This is a genomic window from Stenotrophomonas maltophilia (genome assembly GCF_047782825.1).
In the GTDB taxonomy this organism is placed as follows: domain Bacteria; phylum Pseudomonadota; class Gammaproteobacteria; order Xanthomonadales; family Xanthomonadaceae; genus Stenotrophomonas.
This window is the reverse complement of the sequence record NZ_CP180589.1, coordinates 2419753-2434166: the sequence shown is the minus strand read 5'-3', so window position 1 is coordinate 2434166 and position 14414 is coordinate 2419753. Positions and strand designations below refer to the sequence as shown.

The 14414-nt window shown below is 68.0% G+C and carries 13 protein-coding genes; 8 read left to right on the top strand and 5 right to left on the bottom strand.

The window, feature by feature from the left end; genetic code table 11:
* Positions 1 to 228: 228 nt before the first annotated feature.
* The 3 genes from ACM2ZB_RS11550 (at position 229) to ACM2ZB_RS11540 (ending at position 3938) form a co-directional block, all read left to right on the top strand.
* The gene (locus tag ACM2ZB_RS11550) at positions 229 to 1938 is read left to right on the top strand and encodes a lysophospholipid acyltransferase family protein (RefSeq protein WP_416055518.1); all 1710 of its coding nucleotides are present in this window, start codon (positions 229 to 231) and stop codon (positions 1936 to 1938) included.
* A complete protein-coding gene (locus tag ACM2ZB_RS11545; protein ID WP_416055517.1) occupies positions 1935 to 2735 on the top strand; it encodes a UDP-2,3-diacylglucosamine diphosphatase in 801 nt (266 codons plus the stop codon). The genes ACM2ZB_RS11550 and ACM2ZB_RS11545 overlap by 4 nt, the downstream gene beginning before the upstream one ends.
* A 174-nt stretch (positions 2736 to 2909) precedes the next feature.
* Positions 2910 to 3938 (top strand): metal-dependent hydrolase, encoded by a 1029-nt coding sequence (locus ACM2ZB_RS11540; protein ID WP_416055516.1) that lies wholly within the window; start codon positions 2910 to 2912, stop codon positions 3936 to 3938.
* 27 nt (positions 3939 to 3965) lie between these two features.
* On the opposite strand, the gene ACM2ZB_RS11535 is transcribed toward ACM2ZB_RS11540, so the two are convergent.
* The 4 genes from ACM2ZB_RS11535 to ACM2ZB_RS11520 all read right to left on the bottom strand — a co-directional run bounded on the left by ACM2ZB_RS11535 (position 3966) and on the right by ACM2ZB_RS11520 (position 8533).
* Positions 3966 to 4793 carry a class I SAM-dependent methyltransferase gene (locus ACM2ZB_RS11535; protein WP_416055515.1) on the bottom strand — a complete coding sequence of 276 codons (828 nt, stop codon included), beginning with the start codon at positions 4791 to 4793 and terminating at the stop codon, positions 3966 to 3968.
* Positions 4794 to 4936: 143 nt separating this feature from the next.
* Positions 4937 to 5932 (bottom strand): tRNA dihydrouridine synthase DusB, encoded by a 996-nt coding sequence (gene dusB / locus ACM2ZB_RS11530; protein WP_416055514.1) that lies wholly within the window; start codon positions 5930 to 5932, stop codon positions 4937 to 4939.
* A gap of 311 nt (positions 5933 to 6243) precedes the next feature.
* Positions 6244 to 7209, bottom strand: coding sequence for a ribokinase (locus tag ACM2ZB_RS11525; RefSeq protein WP_313440016.1), 966 nt, complete (start codon positions 7207 to 7209; stop codon positions 6244 to 6246).
* Between the two features lie 25 nt (positions 7210 to 7234).
* A complete protein-coding gene (locus ACM2ZB_RS11520) occupies positions 7235 to 8533 on the bottom strand; it encodes a NupC/NupG family nucleoside CNT transporter (protein ID WP_416055513.1) in 1299 nt (432 codons plus the stop codon).
* Between the two features lie 191 nt (positions 8534 to 8724).
* On the opposite strand from ACM2ZB_RS11520, the gene ACM2ZB_RS11515 reads away from it, so the two are divergent.
* The 5 genes from ACM2ZB_RS11515 to ACM2ZB_RS11495 all read left to right on the top strand — a co-directional run bounded on the left by ACM2ZB_RS11515 (position 8725) and on the right by ACM2ZB_RS11495 (position 13999).
* Complete coding sequence (locus tag ACM2ZB_RS11515; RefSeq protein WP_416055512.1) at positions 8725 to 9696, top strand: aldo/keto reductase; 972 nt, start codon at positions 8725 to 8727, stop codon at positions 9694 to 9696.
* Positions 9697 to 9866: 170 nt separating this feature from the next.
* The gene (gene hemP / locus ACM2ZB_RS11510; RefSeq protein WP_005412278.1) at positions 9867 to 10061 is read left to right on the top strand and encodes a hemin uptake protein HemP; all 195 of its coding nucleotides are present in this window, start codon (positions 9867 to 9869) and stop codon (positions 10059 to 10061) included.
* A 145-nt stretch (positions 10062 to 10206) separates the two neighbouring features.
* The gene (locus tag ACM2ZB_RS11505) at positions 10207 to 12393 is read left to right on the top strand and encodes a TonB-dependent hemoglobin/transferrin/lactoferrin family receptor (RefSeq protein WP_416055511.1); all 2187 of its coding nucleotides are present in this window, start codon (positions 10207 to 10209) and stop codon (positions 12391 to 12393) included.
* 4 nt (positions 12394 to 12397) lie between these two features.
* Positions 12398 to 13000 (top strand): Hemin transport protein, encoded by a 603-nt coding sequence (locus tag ACM2ZB_RS11500; RefSeq protein WP_150453389.1) that lies wholly within the window; start codon positions 12398 to 12400, stop codon positions 12998 to 13000.
* A gap of 72 nt (positions 13001 to 13072) precedes the next feature.
* On the top strand, positions 13073 to 13999 hold the full coding sequence (locus tag ACM2ZB_RS11495; protein WP_416055510.1) for a DUF6607 family protein: 927 nt from the start codon (positions 13073 to 13075) through the stop codon (positions 13997 to 13999).
* A 40-nt stretch (positions 14000 to 14039) separates the two neighbouring features.
* On the opposite strand, the gene ACM2ZB_RS11490 is transcribed toward ACM2ZB_RS11495, so the two are convergent.
* Entirely contained in the window at positions 14040 to 14393 is a 354-nt protein-coding gene (locus ACM2ZB_RS11490) for a DMT family protein (RefSeq protein WP_416055509.1), read from the bottom strand.
* Positions 14394 to 14414 lie beyond the last annotated feature (21 nt).

Sequence of the window (14414 nt, the reverse complement as noted above, 5' to 3'; positions counted from 1 at the left end):
TTGCCGGTGGTTAAGGTGTTGTGCCCGCCGGGACAAGGCCTGGCGAGGCGCCGGGGCCCATGGTGCGCAGGCAGTGTTCCACTCGCGTGACCATTGGCGGGCGCTCTTCACGGCCCGGGGCCCACCGGTCGGGGCCGTCATCGTTCTGCCGCCAAACCGCCATCTGCCTGCCGCGTGGCGGGCGCAGGCTCTCGGCCAATCCGGCCGCCGGGCATCAGTGATCACGCCATGCAGGAACTCGAGCAGCGCTTGCAGCAACGTTTCCCCGATTGGTTCCGCGGCCGCCGCGGGCATCTGGCGCGGCCCCTGCTGCGCAGCGTGGGCCGCTGGTCGCGGCTGGACCAGGTGGAGGCCTTCCTGCAGCGCAGCGCGAATCTGCGCGGCTTCGATTTCGTCGCCGCCGGCCTGGAGTTCCTCGAAAGCGGCTACCAGGTCGATCCGCTGGACCTGTCCCGGATCCCGGCCAGCGGCCGCCTGCTGATCGTGGCCAACCACCCCTCGGGCGCGCTGGACGCGCTGGCACTGCTGGATGCGGTCGGCCGGGTCCGCCGCGACGTGCGCATCGTGGCCAACGATCTGCTGGGCGCCATCGCGCCGCTGCGCGACCTGCTGCTGCCGGTGCGCATCCTGGGCGGGAAGGTCCAGCGCGACAGCCTGCACGCAGTGGAACAGGCGCTGGACGCCGAACAGTGCGTGATCGTGTTCCCGGCCGGCGAGGTGTCGCGGCTGTCGCTGCAGGGCATCCGCGATGGCCGCTGGCAGCGCGGCTTTGTCCGTTTTGCCCGCAACGCCGGTGCGCCGGTGCTGCCGGTGCGGGTGGAAGCACGCAACTCGGCGCTGTTCTACGGCGCCTCGACCCTGTTCAAGCCGGCCGGCACCGCCCTGCTGGCGCGCGAGATGTTCGCCCGCCGTGGCCGCCCGCTGCGCCTGCGCATCGGCCAGCCGATGCAGCTGGGCCAGGGTGACCCCGGCGCGCAGCTGCTGGCCGTGCGCCGCGCGCTGTACGCCCTGGGCCCCGCGGACAGCGGCACCGGCAGCCTGCCGGCTGGCCCCGAGCCGCTGGCCGCCCCGGTGCCGCCGGCGCAGGTGGCCGCCGACATTGCCCGGGCCACGGTGCTGGGCCAGACCGGCGACGGCAAGCAGATCCTGCTGGCCACCTGCACGGCCGACTCTGCGCTGCTGCGCGAGCTGGGCCGGCTGCGCGAGCTGACCTTCCGCCAGGTGGGCGAGGGCACCGGCCGCAGTCGCGACCTGGACGACTACGACCTGCAGTACCAGCACATCGTCATATGGGACGGCAGCGCGCAGCGCATCGCCGGTGCCTACCGCATCATGCGTGGCGCGCAGGCGCTGGCCCGCCGCGGCCTGGCCGGGCTCTACAGCGCGTCGCTGTTCCGCTATTCCGACGATGCCATCACCCGCATTGCCGAGGGCCTGGAACTGGGCCGCAGCTTCGTCGTCCCCGATTACTGGGGCAGCCGCAGCCTGGATTACCTGTGGCAGGGCATCGGCGCCTACCTGCAGTGCCAGCCGGGCATCCGCTACCTGTTCGGCGCGGTGTCGATCAGCGCGGCGCTGCCGCGCGAGGCGCGCGAACAGCTGGTGGCCTATTACCAGCGCTATTACGGCGGCCGCAGCGGCCTGGTCGAATCCAACCAGCCGTTCCAGTATTTCGCTGCACCGCCCAGCTTCGGTGAACTCGATGCCGGCGCCGCCTTCGACGTGCTCAAGGCCAATCTGGCCGCGCTCGGCACCGGCGTGCCGACGCTGTACCGGCAGTACACCGACCTGTGCGAACCCGGTGGCGCGCGCTTCCTCGCCTTTGGCGTCGACCCGGATTTCAGCGATTCGATCGACGGCCTGATCGAAGTGGACCTGAAGGCGATCCGGCCGCACAAGCGCAAACGCTACCTGCGCGACGCGGGGATGCCGGCATGAGCACGCTGGCGAACCTGTCGCCGCACCGGCGCGCAGTGTTCGTCTCCGATGTGCACCTGGGGGCGCGGCATTGCCACGCCGCCGAACTGGCCACCTTCCTGGCCCAGCTGCGCTGCGAGCGGTTGTATCTGGTGGGCGACATCATCGACCTGTGGTGGATGGCGCACCGCCGCGCCAACTGGCGCGCCTCGCACAGTGAAGTCATCCAGGCCCTGCATGCGCTGCGCCGCGCCGGCACCGAGATCATCTACATTCCCGGCAACCACGATGCCTCGCTGCGCCAGGTGTGCGGGCTGATGCTGCCGGCGATGCAGGTGCGCCGCCGCGCCATCCACGTGACCGCCGATGGGCGCCGGCTGCTGGTCGCGCACGGCGACGACTACGACGGCGTGACCCACTTCGGTGGCCTGCAGGAGCGCTTCGGCGATTGGCTGTACTACCGCATCCTGACCGGCAACCAGGCCTTGAACGCCGTACGGCGGCGGCTGGGCATGCGCTACTGGTCGCTGTCCGAATTCCTGAAGAAGCGCAGCGGCGCGGCCGAGCGCTACATCGAACGCTTCGTCCAGGCCGGATTGGATGACGTCCGCCGGCGAGGGCTGGACGGCATCATCTGCGGGCACATCCACCGTGCCGCGCTGGTCGAGCGCGATGGCCTGGTCTATGCGAACGATGGCGACTGGGTGGAAAGCCTGACCGCCCTGGCCGAAGACCACGATGGCGCACTGCGCCTGCTGGATCATCACGGGCAGACGCTGGTGGCGCTGCCCGGCGCGCGGATGTCGCAGGCGGCGTAGCCTGCTTTCTGTAGAGCCGAACCCATGCTCGGCTTGCTGGGCCCGCGCTGCGCGCGCAAGCCGAGCATGGGCTCGGCTCTACAAAAGGGCCGGCGCTGCGCGCGCAAGCCGAGCGTGGGCTCGGCTCTACAAAGAACCCCCACAAACGTGTGGTCATCGCGCTAGCATCGGCCGATGGATTCATTGACCCAGATCGTTCTCGGTGGCGCCGTCGCCGCCGCCATCGCTCCGCCCGGCCACCGCCGCGCGGCCCTGCTGGCCGGTGCCGCGCTGGGTACCCTGCCGGATCTCGATGCCCTGTGGCTGGGCTTCACCGCCGCCGATCCGGTCGCGAACATGGTCGACCACCGAAGCTTCAGCCATTCGCTGCTGGTGCTGCCCTGGGTGGCGGCACTGATCTGGTGGCTGTTCAAACGCTTCGGCAACGGCCGCGTGGCACAGTCGCCCACGCGCTGGTTCTGGGCCATCCAGCTGGCGCTGGTTACCCATCCCGTGCTGGACGCCTTCACCGTCTACGGTACCCAACTGTGGTGGCCGTTGCGGCCGCACCCGACCATGGGCTCCAGCGTCTTCATCATCGACCCAGCCTACACCGTGTGGCTGCTGCTGGGCTGCGTGCTGGCCTGGTCCGGGCGCGCGCGGCCGTGGGTGGGCAAGGTGCTGGCGGCGTCGCTGCTGGTCAGCAGTGCCTACCTGGGCTGGGGGCTGCTGGCCAAGGCGCAGGTGGACCGTGCCGCGCAGCAGAGTCTGGCGGCGATGGGCCTGGGCGATGTGCCGCGGTTCTCGGTGCCGATGCCGTTCAACACCCTGCTGTGGCGGGTGGTGGCGATGACCCCCAGCGGCTATGTGGTGGGCGACCGTTCACTGGTGGCCGATACCGGGCCGATGCAGTTCGAAGGCCATCCGTCCAACGTGCAGGCGCTGCGTGAGGCCGCAGGAATCCCCGCGGTGCAGCGGCTGCAGTGGTTCAACCGTGGCTTCATGCGCACGCAGGTGGTGGACGGACAGCTGGTGCTGAGCGACCTGCGCATGGGCCTGGAGCCGGACTACACCTTCAACTTCGCCGTGGCCGAGCAGGTGGATGGGCAATGGCAGGCGATCGTGCCGCAGCAGCAGCGCGCCGACTACAGCAGCCCGGCCGCACGCGCCGATGCCGGGCGCCGGCTGGCGGCCATGTGGCAGCGCATCTGGCAGGAACCGTAGAGCCACGCCATGCGTGGATGGGGCCCCTCAATACACCGTCGCGCGGCCCTGCACGAAGGAGAAGAAGAACACCGCGTTCGGGTCGTTCTGCACCAGGCGGAACTCGCGGCGCATGCCTTCCACAGTCTCCTCGTCCACCGAACCGGCCTGCAGCAGCTGGTCTGCGGCCGACAGCAGCAGCTGTTCCCAGAACGCGATCATCGTCTTGCGACGCGCCGGTTCGCGGTTGTCCAGGTGGATGGTCTTGATCTCGGTGTGCACGTCGCGGAAGCCACCGGCCAGCAGCAGGTTGCCCAGCTTGGCGCCGACGAACGGGTCGCCGCCATGGTCGTACTGGAAATCGTTGAATGCCATCCAGTAGCGCCAGATGTGCGGCGAATACGGGTCGAGCAGGAACGAAGCATTCATCACTTCGGTGATGTACACCGGCGAACCCGGGGCCAGCACGCGGCGCACTTCGCTCAGCACACGGGCGGGCGAGGGCACGTGTTCCAGCACCCAGCACAGGAAGGCCGAATCGAAGCTGCGGGCTTCGAACGGCAGTTCGCCGGCATCGGCCTGCTGCAGGGTGTAGCGGTCGCTGCACCACGGCGTGCGGGCCAGGTTCTCGCGTGCGGTGGCCAGCTGGGTCTCGCTCAGGTCCACGCCGGTCACGTGCAGCTCGGGGAAGCGGCGCAGCAGGATCTCGGTCTGCGCACCGACTCCGCTGCCGACCTCCAGCAGGTGGCGTGCGCCGCTGTAGTCGATCTGGCCGAAGATGCTCGATTCCAGCAGGCGGGCCTGGGTCATCAGGCGCTGCTGTTCGGTGCCGGAAAAACCGTGCAGGTAAGTCGGGGAGGAGATCGGCGGCGTCATGGTGGCGGGCTCTCGGGGCGTCGAGCAGATCGATGGGAAGGGTGCGTAGAGTCGAGCTTGCTCGACTGCTCGGGAAGGCCAGTCGAGCAAGCTCGACTCTACGGATCAAGGCAGTCGGGCAGGTTACGAGGGGGCTGGCGCGGTCAGGCGGCGGAAGGCATCGCGGGTTCCCCGGCGATCAGTCGGTCGAAATAGTCGGTGGTCAACGCGATCTGGCTGGCCGGGTCTTCGGCGCGGTTGACCACGGCGCGGAAGGCGGCGTTCTCCGGCCGGTCCTTGGCATACCAGCCCAGGTGCTTGCGGGCGATGCGCACGCCCTGCGGCTCGCCGTAGAACGCGTGCAGCGCGTGCAGGTGGCCCAGCAGGATGTCGCGTACTTCGGCCAGCGAGGGCGGCGGCAGTTCCTGGCCGGTGGCCAGGTAATGCGCCACTTCGCGGAAGATCCACGGCCGGCCCTGCGCGGAACGGCCGATCATCACCGCATCCACGCCGGTTTCCTTCAAAACGCGGGCAGCCTTCTGCGGCGAATCGATATCGCCGTTGGCGATGACCGGTATGCGCAGGGCGGCCTTGATCTCGCCGATGGTGCCGTACTCGGCCTGGCCGGTGTAATGCTGGTCGCGGGTGCGGCCGTGCACGGCCAGTGCGGCGATGCCGCTGTCCTCGGCGATGCGGGCAATCACCGGCCCGTTGCGGTGGTCGCAGTCCCAGCCGGTGCGGATCTTCAGGGTGACCGGCACGTCCACCGCGTTGACCACGGCTTCGAGGATGCGCGCCACCAGCTGTTCGTCGCGCATCAGCGCCGAACCCGCCCAGGCATTGCAGACCTTCTTGGCCGGGCAGCCCATGTTGATGTCGATGATCTGTGCGCCGTGGTCGACGTTGTAGCGCGCCGCCTCGGCCAGCTGCTGCGGCTCGGTGCCGGCGATCTGCACGCTGATCGGCGCCGGCTCGCCCTCGTGGTCCATGCGGTGGATCGACTTGCGCGTGTTCCAGAAGCGCGGGTCGCTGATGGTCATTTCCGAGGCGGCCAGACCCGCGCCCAGCCGTTTGCACAGCAGGCGGAAGGGCTTGTCGGTGACGCCGGCCATGGGCGCCAGCACGACGTTGGGGGCGATGGTGTACGGGCCGATCTGCATGCGCCCATTGTAGGCCGCAGGAACGGCCGTCGCGCCGCCAAGGGTGACCCTGTTCAGGCCCATCCGGACCGACCTCATGCCACACCGGCATCAGCAGATGCTTGATGGTCGCTTCCGCCGCCCCCACGGCCTGGTCATGGTGGGCGGCTGGGTGGTGGGGGAAGGCCCATCCACGCATGGCGTGGATCTACTGCGCCGGGCTCCATCCACGCATGGCGTGGATCTACTGGCCGGTTCGTGGTGGGCGGCTGGACATAAAAAAACCCGGTCGTTCTCACGGCCGGGGTTCTCATTGCACGCTTGGCGTGGATTTACTTCATTTCGGCGTCGGCCGGGGTGAAGCGCGGCATCGCCGCAGCGGCGCCTTCCTTTTCGGTGGAACGGCCGGCGAACTGGTTGGCGAAGCGCACGTGGCGGGCGAAGGGGGCATCGGCCACCTGCGCCAGCGAGGCGGCCAGCGCGCCGTTGAAGGCATCACCGGCACCGGTGGTGTCGATGGCCTGCACCTGTTCGGCGCCCACGCGGTAGTACGGCTGGGTATCGCCGCGCAGGTTCTCGTCGGCATGCGACACGAACACGCCCACCGAACCCAGGGTCACCACCACCGTGCCGTTGCCGACCAGCTTGCGGCACAGCGCATGCAGGCTGGCGCCATCCAGTGCGGCCACGTCGTTGGCATCCACGCGCTCGCCGACATGGCGGCCGAGCAGGGCAGCGAACTCGGTCTCGTTCGGGGTGATCACATCGGCCAGCTTCAGCAGGCCGATGGTCGAGGGCGCGTCGGCCGGTGCGGTGTTGAGCACGGTGGTCACACCGGCCTCGCGGGCGGTGGCCAGCGCCGCTTCGATGGTCGGCACCGGCGATTCCAGCTGCACCAGCACCACCTTGGCGCCGTTCAGCAGGGCCTGCTGCTGCTGCAGGAAGTCGGTGCTGAGGGCGGCGTTGGCGCCGGGGCCGATCACGATGGTGTTGCGGCCACGGGCATCGACGTAGATGCCGGCGGTGCCGGTCGGCTCGCTGCTGGCCTCGGCGATCAGGGCGAAACCGTCCTGTGCGGCCAGGTCGCGGGCGGTGGTGCCGCCGGCGTCATCACCCAGCGCGCAGACGAAGTGGGTGTCCGCACCTGCACGGCAGGCGGCCACGGCCTGGTTGAAGCCCTTGCCACCCGGGCCGGTGCTGTAGCGGCCGGCAATGGTCGCACCCGGCGCCGGCAGCGCTTCGCACCGCCACACGTGATCGACATTGAAGGAACCGACGACAACGACACTGCTGCTCATAGGGGATTTCTTCTCAAACAAGGGTTCAACTGAAGTGCGTCAGCACGCCGGCGATGGTGGCCGTCATGAAGGTGGCAATGGTACCGCCCAGCACCGCGCGCAGGCCGAACTTGGCCAGGTCGTGGCGGCGTTCCGGGGCCAGGCCGCCGATGCCGCCGATCTGGATGGCGATCGAGCTGAAGTTGGCGAAGCCGCACAGGGCGTAGGTCGCGATCAGGCGGCCTTCGTCGGACAGCGTCACGCCGGCGATCTGGCCGTTCACGATCTGCGACAGCTCGGTGTAGGCCACGAATTCGTTGATCACGACCTTCTGGCCGATCAGCGAACCGACGGTGGTGGCATCGGCCCACGGGGTACCGATGACCCAGGCGATCGGCGCCAGCACGTAACCGAAGATGGTGGACAGGTTGGTCGGCTTGCCGATGGCGGCGGCCAGGCCGGTCACATCACCGATCCAGGTCAGCGGGGCGTTCAGCAGGGCGATCAGGGCGATGAAGGCCAGCAGCATGGCGCCGATGTTCAGGGCCAGCTTCAGGCCGTCGCCGGCGCCGGCTGCCGCCGCGTCGATGATGTTGCTGGAGGTCTTTTCGACTTCCATCTTCACCGTGCCGCGGGTGAGCGGGGTGCCGGTTTCCGGAATCAGCAGCTTGGCCACGACCAGGGTGGCCGGGGCCGCCATGATGCTGGCCGCCAGCAGGTGCTTGGCATAGAAGGCCTGCTGCACCGGGTCACCGCCGCCCAGCATGCCCACGTAGGCCGCCAGCACGCCGCCGGCGATGTGGGCCATGCCGCCGATCATCATGGTCAGCAGCTCGGACTGGGTCATCTTGGCGATGTACGGGCGCACGGTCAGCGGCGCCTCGGTCTGGCCGATGAACACGCTGGCGCAGACGCTGGTGGTTTCCGCACCGGACACCCGCATCACCTTGGTGATCGACCAGGCCATCACGCGGACGATGCCCTGCATGACGTTGAGGTGGTACATCACCCCCATCAGCGCCGAGAAGAAGATGATGGTCGGCAGCACCTGGAAGGCGAAGATGAAGCCGTAGTTCTTGGTGTCCATCAACGAGCCGAAGATGAAGCCCGAGCCCTCGTTGACGAAGCTGAGAATCTTGACGAAGCCCTTGCCCAGCGCGTCGAAGACGTCACGCCCGCCCGGCACCAGGATCACCAGCGCCGCAAAGGCGATCTGCAGGGTGATGCCGGTGATGACCAGCTTCCAGTCCACCGCGCGCTTGTTGTTGGAAAACAGCCAGGTGATGCCGATCAGCACCGCCAACCCGAAAAGGCCGAAGCCGATCCTGCCCAAACCTTCGACCATGAGAGCTCCCCCCGGGGGCGCGCGAAAAACGGGAAGCCTAGTGCAGGGCCGGGGCCGGAGCAAGGAAAAGCGGCGTGCGCGGGCCCATCGGCACCGAACAAGCCAGCAACGGCAAGGGGTTGCCGTTGGCGGGGCCGGGTAGAATGGGGCTCGATCCCGGCCCGGATGCGGGCCTGCAACAGGAGAATCGCATGCTCTACCGTCGCCTCGGCTCCACCGGCCTGCCGGTTTCCGCCCTGTCCTTCGGCGCCTGGGTGACCTTCGGCGACCAGGTGCCGCGCGACGAGGCCCGCAACCTGGTGGCGGCCGCCTGGGACCATGGCATCAACTTCTTCGACAACGCCGAAGGCTATGCCCAGGGCCGCGCCGAGCAGGTGATGGGCGATGTGCTGGCCGACCTGCGCCTGCCGCGCGATGGTTTCTGCGTGTCCAGCAAGGTGTTCTTCGGCAGCGCCAAGGACCCGCGGCCGACCCAGCGCGGCCTGTCGCGCAAGCATGTGACCGACGCCTGCCATGCCGCGCTCAAGCGCCTGCGGGTGGACTACCTGGACCTTTATTACTGCCACCGCCCGGATCCGGACGCGCCCATCGCCGAAACCGTGCACGCCATGGACACCCTGGTAAGGCAGGGCAAGGTGCTGTACTGGGGCACGTCCGAATGGTCGGCCACGCAGATCCAGGAGGCGGTGGACATCGCCGCCCGCCACAACTGGCAGGCGCCGTCGATGGAACAGCCGCAGTACAACCTGCTGCACCGTGAGCGGGTGGAGGTGGAATACGCCCCGCTGTACGCCACGGCCGGGCTGGGCACCACCATCTTCTCGCCGCTGGCCTCGGGCCTGCTCAGTGGCAAGTACGACCAGGGCATTCCCGCCGATGCGCGGCTGGGCCGCGAAGGCATGGGCTGGCTGCAGGATCTGGTGCTGGGCGACAACGCCGCCGGCCGCCTGGCCCAGGTGCGCCGTTTCAGCGAGGTCGCCCGCCAGCTGGGCCATGCCCCGGCCAGCTTGGCCATCGCCTGGTGCCTGCGCAACCCCAATGTGTCCAGCGTGATCCTTGGCGCCAGCCGGGTCAGCCAGCTGCTGCAGAACCTGCAGGCGCTGGACGTGCTCGAGCAGGTGGACGAGGCCGGCTGGGCGCAGGTGGAAGCCGCCTTCGTCTGACCGCGCTCTGCAGGGTCGAGCCAAGCTCGATCCTGCCTCTCGCTATTGATGGAATCTATCGAATTTGCGAATTCGATCATAAATCCCATCAATGGAATTGAGAATGGTTGTTGATTGTCAACTGAGAATCATTATCATCTAACTCGTCCCTCGCACGAGTCCAGATGCTCATGAATGCTCAACCTGTACTGCTGCGCCCCGAAACGCTGACCCTGCGCGACCGCCCGGTGCGTGTCGTTCCGCCGGAAGAAGTCATCGACAGCGAAGCCCTGCTGAAGGGCCGCCGCGAAATCCTGATCCAGCACGGCGACCGCTTCTACCGGCTGCGCCACACCAGCAACGACAAGCTGATCCTGACCAAGTAACGCGGTCTGGTCGCCCGCCTCCCTCCTGCCGGCGGCGCCGGCAGGGTGGGCGACCCGTCCGCTCCTGCTCTCTCCCCCTCGGCTGTCCGTGCACGCCTGGCGTGACGGTGGCCGGGGGTTCCCTCTGCCTGACCGACCGACACCGATGACCCGTCCGACCACCCTGTCCCTTGCCCTCTGGATGGCCCTGCCGCTGTCCGCCCACGCTGCCGCCGACGCCGCGCCCGATGCGCGCGAATTCGATCGCGTGCAGGTCACCGCCACCCGCACCGAACGCGCGGTGAGCGATGTGGCTGCCACCGTCGATGTGATCGACCGCGAGCAGATGGACCGGCAGCTGGTGCAGGACATCAAGGACCTGATCCGCTACGAACCGGGCCTGTCGGCAGGCCGCAGTGCCGCCCGCTTCGGCCTGGGCAGCATCCGCATCCGTGGCCTGGACGGCAACCGCGTGCGCATCCAGACCGATGGCATCGCCATGCCGACCAGCTTCAACATCGGCTCGTTCTCCAACGCCAACCGCAACTTCACCGATCTGGACACGCTCAAGCGCGTGGAGATCGTGCGCGGTCCGGCCAGTTCGCTGTACGGCTCGGACGCCCTGGGCGGCGTGGTCGCCTTCGTCACCAAGGACCCGGCCGACTACCTCAAGGACGGCAAGGACAGCTACGTCGGCCTGAAGTTCGGCTACGACGGTGAGTGGCAGGGCCTGCTGGGCGGCGTCACCAGCGCCTTCGGTGGCGAGCACTGGAGCGGCATGGTCAACATCAACCACCGCCAGGGCCAGGAAACCGACAACCAGGGTGATATCCGCAGCCGCGACAACACCCGTACCGCGGCCAACCCGCAGGACCGCGACGGCCGCAGCGGCCTGGCCAAGCTGGTGTACGCGCCCAGCGAAGACCAGCGCTTCCGTCTGACCGTGGAAGGCAACGAAGACAACACCGACACCGACGTGTTCTCGTCGGTGGACCGCACCACCACCACCGGCATGAAGGCACGCGACACGCAGAACCGCACCCGCGTGTCCTTCGCCCATGAAATGGATGCGCTGGACAAGGGTTTCGCCGACAGCCTGCACTGGCAGCTGTACACCCAGCACAGCGAAACCACCCAGATCACCGACGAAGACCGCGCCAACCGCAGCCGTCGCCACCGCGAATTCAACTTCGACCAGCGCGTGTGGGGCCTGCAGGCGCAGTTCAACAAGGCCTTCAGCACCGGCAGCGTCGAACACGCGCTGACCTACGGCTTCGATGGCGCGCGCACCGAGATCCGCCAGAAGCGCGACGGCTACCAGGTGCTGGCCAATGGCCAGACCAGCACCACCATTCTGCCCGACGCCTTCCCGGTGCGTGACTTCCCGATCAGCAAGACCACCGAGCTGGGCCTGTATGCGCAGGACGAAATGCGCCTGGCCGACGGCAAGCTGTCGCTGGTGCCGGGCGTGCGCGTGGACCGCTACGAACTGAAGCCGGAGGTGGACAGCATCTTCGCCGAGGACAACCCCGGCGTGGCCGTGTCCAAGCTGAGCAAGACCAGCGTGTCGCCCAAGTTCGGCCTGGTGTACCGCTTCAGCGATGCGTGGTCGCTGTTTGCAGGCTACTCGCGCGGCTTCCGTTCGCCGCCGTACAACGACGTCAACCTGGGCTTCACCAATTTCGCCTTTGGCTACACCGCCATCCCCAATCCGGACCTGAAGCCGGAAACCAGCGATGGCGCCGAACTGGGCCTGCGCTTCCTGTCGCCGGCGGCCTACGTCAGCATCAGTGGCTACTACAACGACTACAAGGACTTCATCGAATCGCAGTCGCTGGTCGGCACCAACGCCCAGGGCCTGATGGTGTTCCAGTCGCGCAACATCGCCGATGCACGCATCTACGGTGCCGAACTGAAGGCCGGCGTGGACTTCGGCCAGATCAGCCCGGCGCTGCAGGGCTGGGCGCTGCGCAGTGCGGTGGCCTGGTCGCGCGGTGACAACAAGACCGAAGACACCCCGCTGGATTCGGTCGACCCGCTGCGCGGCACCGTCGGCCTGATGTACGACACCGACAGCTGGGGCGTGGAGCTGGCCGGCACCTTCGTCAAGCGCAAGGACCGCCTCGCCTCGGCCACCGTCTATCGCCCCGCCGGCTACGGCGTGGCCGACCTGATGGCGCACTGGAACTTCGCGCCGGGGGCCACCTTCAACGTCGGCGTGTTCAACCTTGCCGACAAGCGTTACATCGACTGGTCCAACGTGGGCGCGACCCTGTCGGCCACCAGTACCGTGCTGGACCGCTATACCAGCCCCGGCCGCACCCTGTCGGCCAGCCTTGCCGTGTCCTGGTGATCCCATGAGCCGAGCCCTGTCCGCCCGTCGTCTGTCGTCCTTCCTGCCGCACCCCGCGCTGCAGGCCTGGCCCACGCCGGCGCAGCTGGCAGGGCTGGGCACCGTGCTCTGCCTGTACCACGCCGACAGCAGCGAGCTGGGCGGCTGGCGCCAGGCGGTCTCGGTGCACGCCTGCCAGGGCGTTGACAGCGAAGGGCTGCGCGAAAGCCTGTGCTTCGTCGATGCCCGCGGCCGCTGCGTGTGGCGCCTGTACCTGCTGCCGGACAGCGATTTCCTGGCCTGGGACCGGTTGGTGGCCGCACTGCCGCCCGGCCCCGAACACGATGCCGATGGCAGCGTGGGCGAACGCCTGTGGCGGCGCCTGGCCGGCCACCTGGGCGGGCAGCGTTGGCGCCTGTGCGCGCTGCGCCTGCATGCCGCCGACGAAGGCCGCACCCTGGCCGCCAGCCTGTCCACGCTGTCGTCGCTGGGGGCGGCCACCGCGCGCCGCATCGCCCGCCTGGAAGGCGCCGAAGGCGAACTGTCCATCGATGACTGCTGCTGTGCCGATGCCGCCCGCCGGCCGGCACCGCGGGCACCGGGCGAACTGCCCCTGGTCCGGCTCTGACCTGATCCTCATGGAGCGACCCCGGCCACGGACGGCCTTCCACCGACCCTGAAACCCCCGAAGGAACCCCAGATGAAGTTGCAGACAGCCAGCGTGATGGTGCTGCTCGCCGCCAGCGGTGCAGCCAGCGCGCAGCCCTCCGATATCGCCCGTGACCACGACAGCATCCTTGCCATGCAGGGTGAGTACACCGTGGATTTCGCCTTCGACGAGACCGTGCTGCTGAAGCCGGGTTACGAGCGTGCGCCGGCCATGCGCAGCGGCGGCAACGAAGTGGTGATCGTGGTGGAGGACAGCCCGAAGCGCATCGTCCTGCAGCATCTGCTGGTGGACGGCAAGAGCGGCCATGTGACCAAGCACTGGCGCCAGGACTGGGTGTATGAAGCGCCCAACCGCTTCGAGTTCAGCGCCGACCAGACCTGGCAGGTACGCACGATCGACGCGGCCACCAACAAGGGCGCCTGGACCCAGTGCGTGTACGAAGTGAGCGACGCACCGCGCTACTGCGGCACCGGCACCTGGAGCTACGCCAACAACGTGCCGACCTGGACCAGCGACCTGAGCTGGCGCCCGCTGCCGCGCCGCGAGTACACCAAGCGCAGCGACTACAACGCGCTGGCCGTGATCAACCGCCACACGCTCACCCCGAACGGCTGGACCCACGAGCAGTTCAACACCAAGGTGCAGCGCAACGCCGACGGCAGCCAGGTGGAGATCGCCCGCGAGTTCGGCTTCAACGACTACATCAAGACCACCGAGGTCGACTTCACCCCGGCCCGCGACTACTGGAAGGCCACGGCCGGCTACTGGGCCAAGGTGCGCCAGCGCTGGGACGGCTTCCTGACCCAGGCCCCGGGCGTGCACCTGAAGACCAAGCTGGACGGCATGGCGATGATCATTCCGCTGTTCACCCAGGCCGATGACATCCAGTCGGGCAAGAAGGTGAAGGACACGCAGATCGACGAAGTGTTCGCCAAGTACGTGGAAAAGGCCCGGTAACGCCGGGCCGCAACCGCATCCACGCCGTGCGTGGATGCGGTTAGTCCTTGAACATCAAAAACGCGGCCACCACGATCAACCCGAACGCCGCATAGTGGTTCCACTTCAGCGGCTGGCCCAGGTAGAACGCGGAAAACACCGCGAACACCAGCAGGGTGATCACTTCCTGCATGCCTTTCAGCTGCGGCGCCGAATACACCGCGCTGCCCAGCCGGTTGCCCGGTACCTGCAGGCAGTACTCGAAGAAAGCGATGCCCCAGCTGACCATGATGACCATCATCAGCGGCGCACTCTTGTACTTCAGGTGGCCGTACCAGGCGAAGGTCATGAAGATGTTACTGCCAAGCAGCAGCAACACCGGGTACAGGTAAGCAGCGAACGACGTGCCGGGCATCCGGGCGATCTCATGGGGTGG

Coding starts and splice junctions, on each gene's coding strand:
- ACM2ZB_RS11550 (WP_416055518.1), top strand. CDS start 229: ATGCAGGAACTCGAGCAGCGCTTGCAGCAACGTTTCCCCGATTGGTTC.
- ACM2ZB_RS11545 (WP_416055517.1), top strand. CDS start 1,935: ATGAGCACGCTGGCGAACCTGTCGCCGCACCGGCGCGCAGTGTTCGTC.
- ACM2ZB_RS11540 (WP_416055516.1), top strand. CDS start 2,910: ATGGATTCATTGACCCAGATCGTTCTCGGTGGCGCCGTCGCCGCCGCC.
- ACM2ZB_RS11535 (WP_416055515.1), bottom strand. CDS start 4,793: ATGACGCCGCCGATCTCCTCCCCGACTTACCTGCACGGTTTTTCCGGC.
- dusB (WP_416055514.1), bottom strand. CDS start 5,932: ATGCAGATCGGCCCGTACACCATCGCCCCCAACGTCGTGCTGGCGCCC.
- ACM2ZB_RS11525 (WP_313440016.1), bottom strand. CDS start 7,209: ATGAGCAGCAGTGTCGTTGTCGTCGGTTCCTTCAATGTCGATCACGTG.
- ACM2ZB_RS11520 (WP_416055513.1), bottom strand. CDS start 8,533: ATGGTCGAAGGTTTGGGCAGGATCGGCTTCGGCCTTTTCGGGTTGGCG.
- ACM2ZB_RS11515 (WP_416055512.1), top strand. CDS start 8,725: ATGCTCTACCGTCGCCTCGGCTCCACCGGCCTGCCGGTTTCCGCCCTG.
- hemP (WP_005412278.1), top strand. CDS start 9,867: ATGAATGCTCAACCTGTACTGCTGCGCCCCGAAACGCTGACCCTGCGC.
- ACM2ZB_RS11505 (WP_416055511.1), top strand. CDS start 10,207: ATGACCCGTCCGACCACCCTGTCCCTTGCCCTCTGGATGGCCCTGCCG.
- ACM2ZB_RS11500 (WP_150453389.1), top strand. CDS start 12,398: ATGAGCCGAGCCCTGTCCGCCCGTCGTCTGTCGTCCTTCCTGCCGCAC.
- ACM2ZB_RS11495 (WP_416055510.1), top strand. CDS start 13,073: ATGAAGTTGCAGACAGCCAGCGTGATGGTGCTGCTCGCCGCCAGCGGT.
- ACM2ZB_RS11490 (WP_416055509.1), bottom strand. CDS start 14,393: ATGCCCGGCACGTCGTTCGCTGCTTACCTGTACCCGGTGTTGCTGCTG.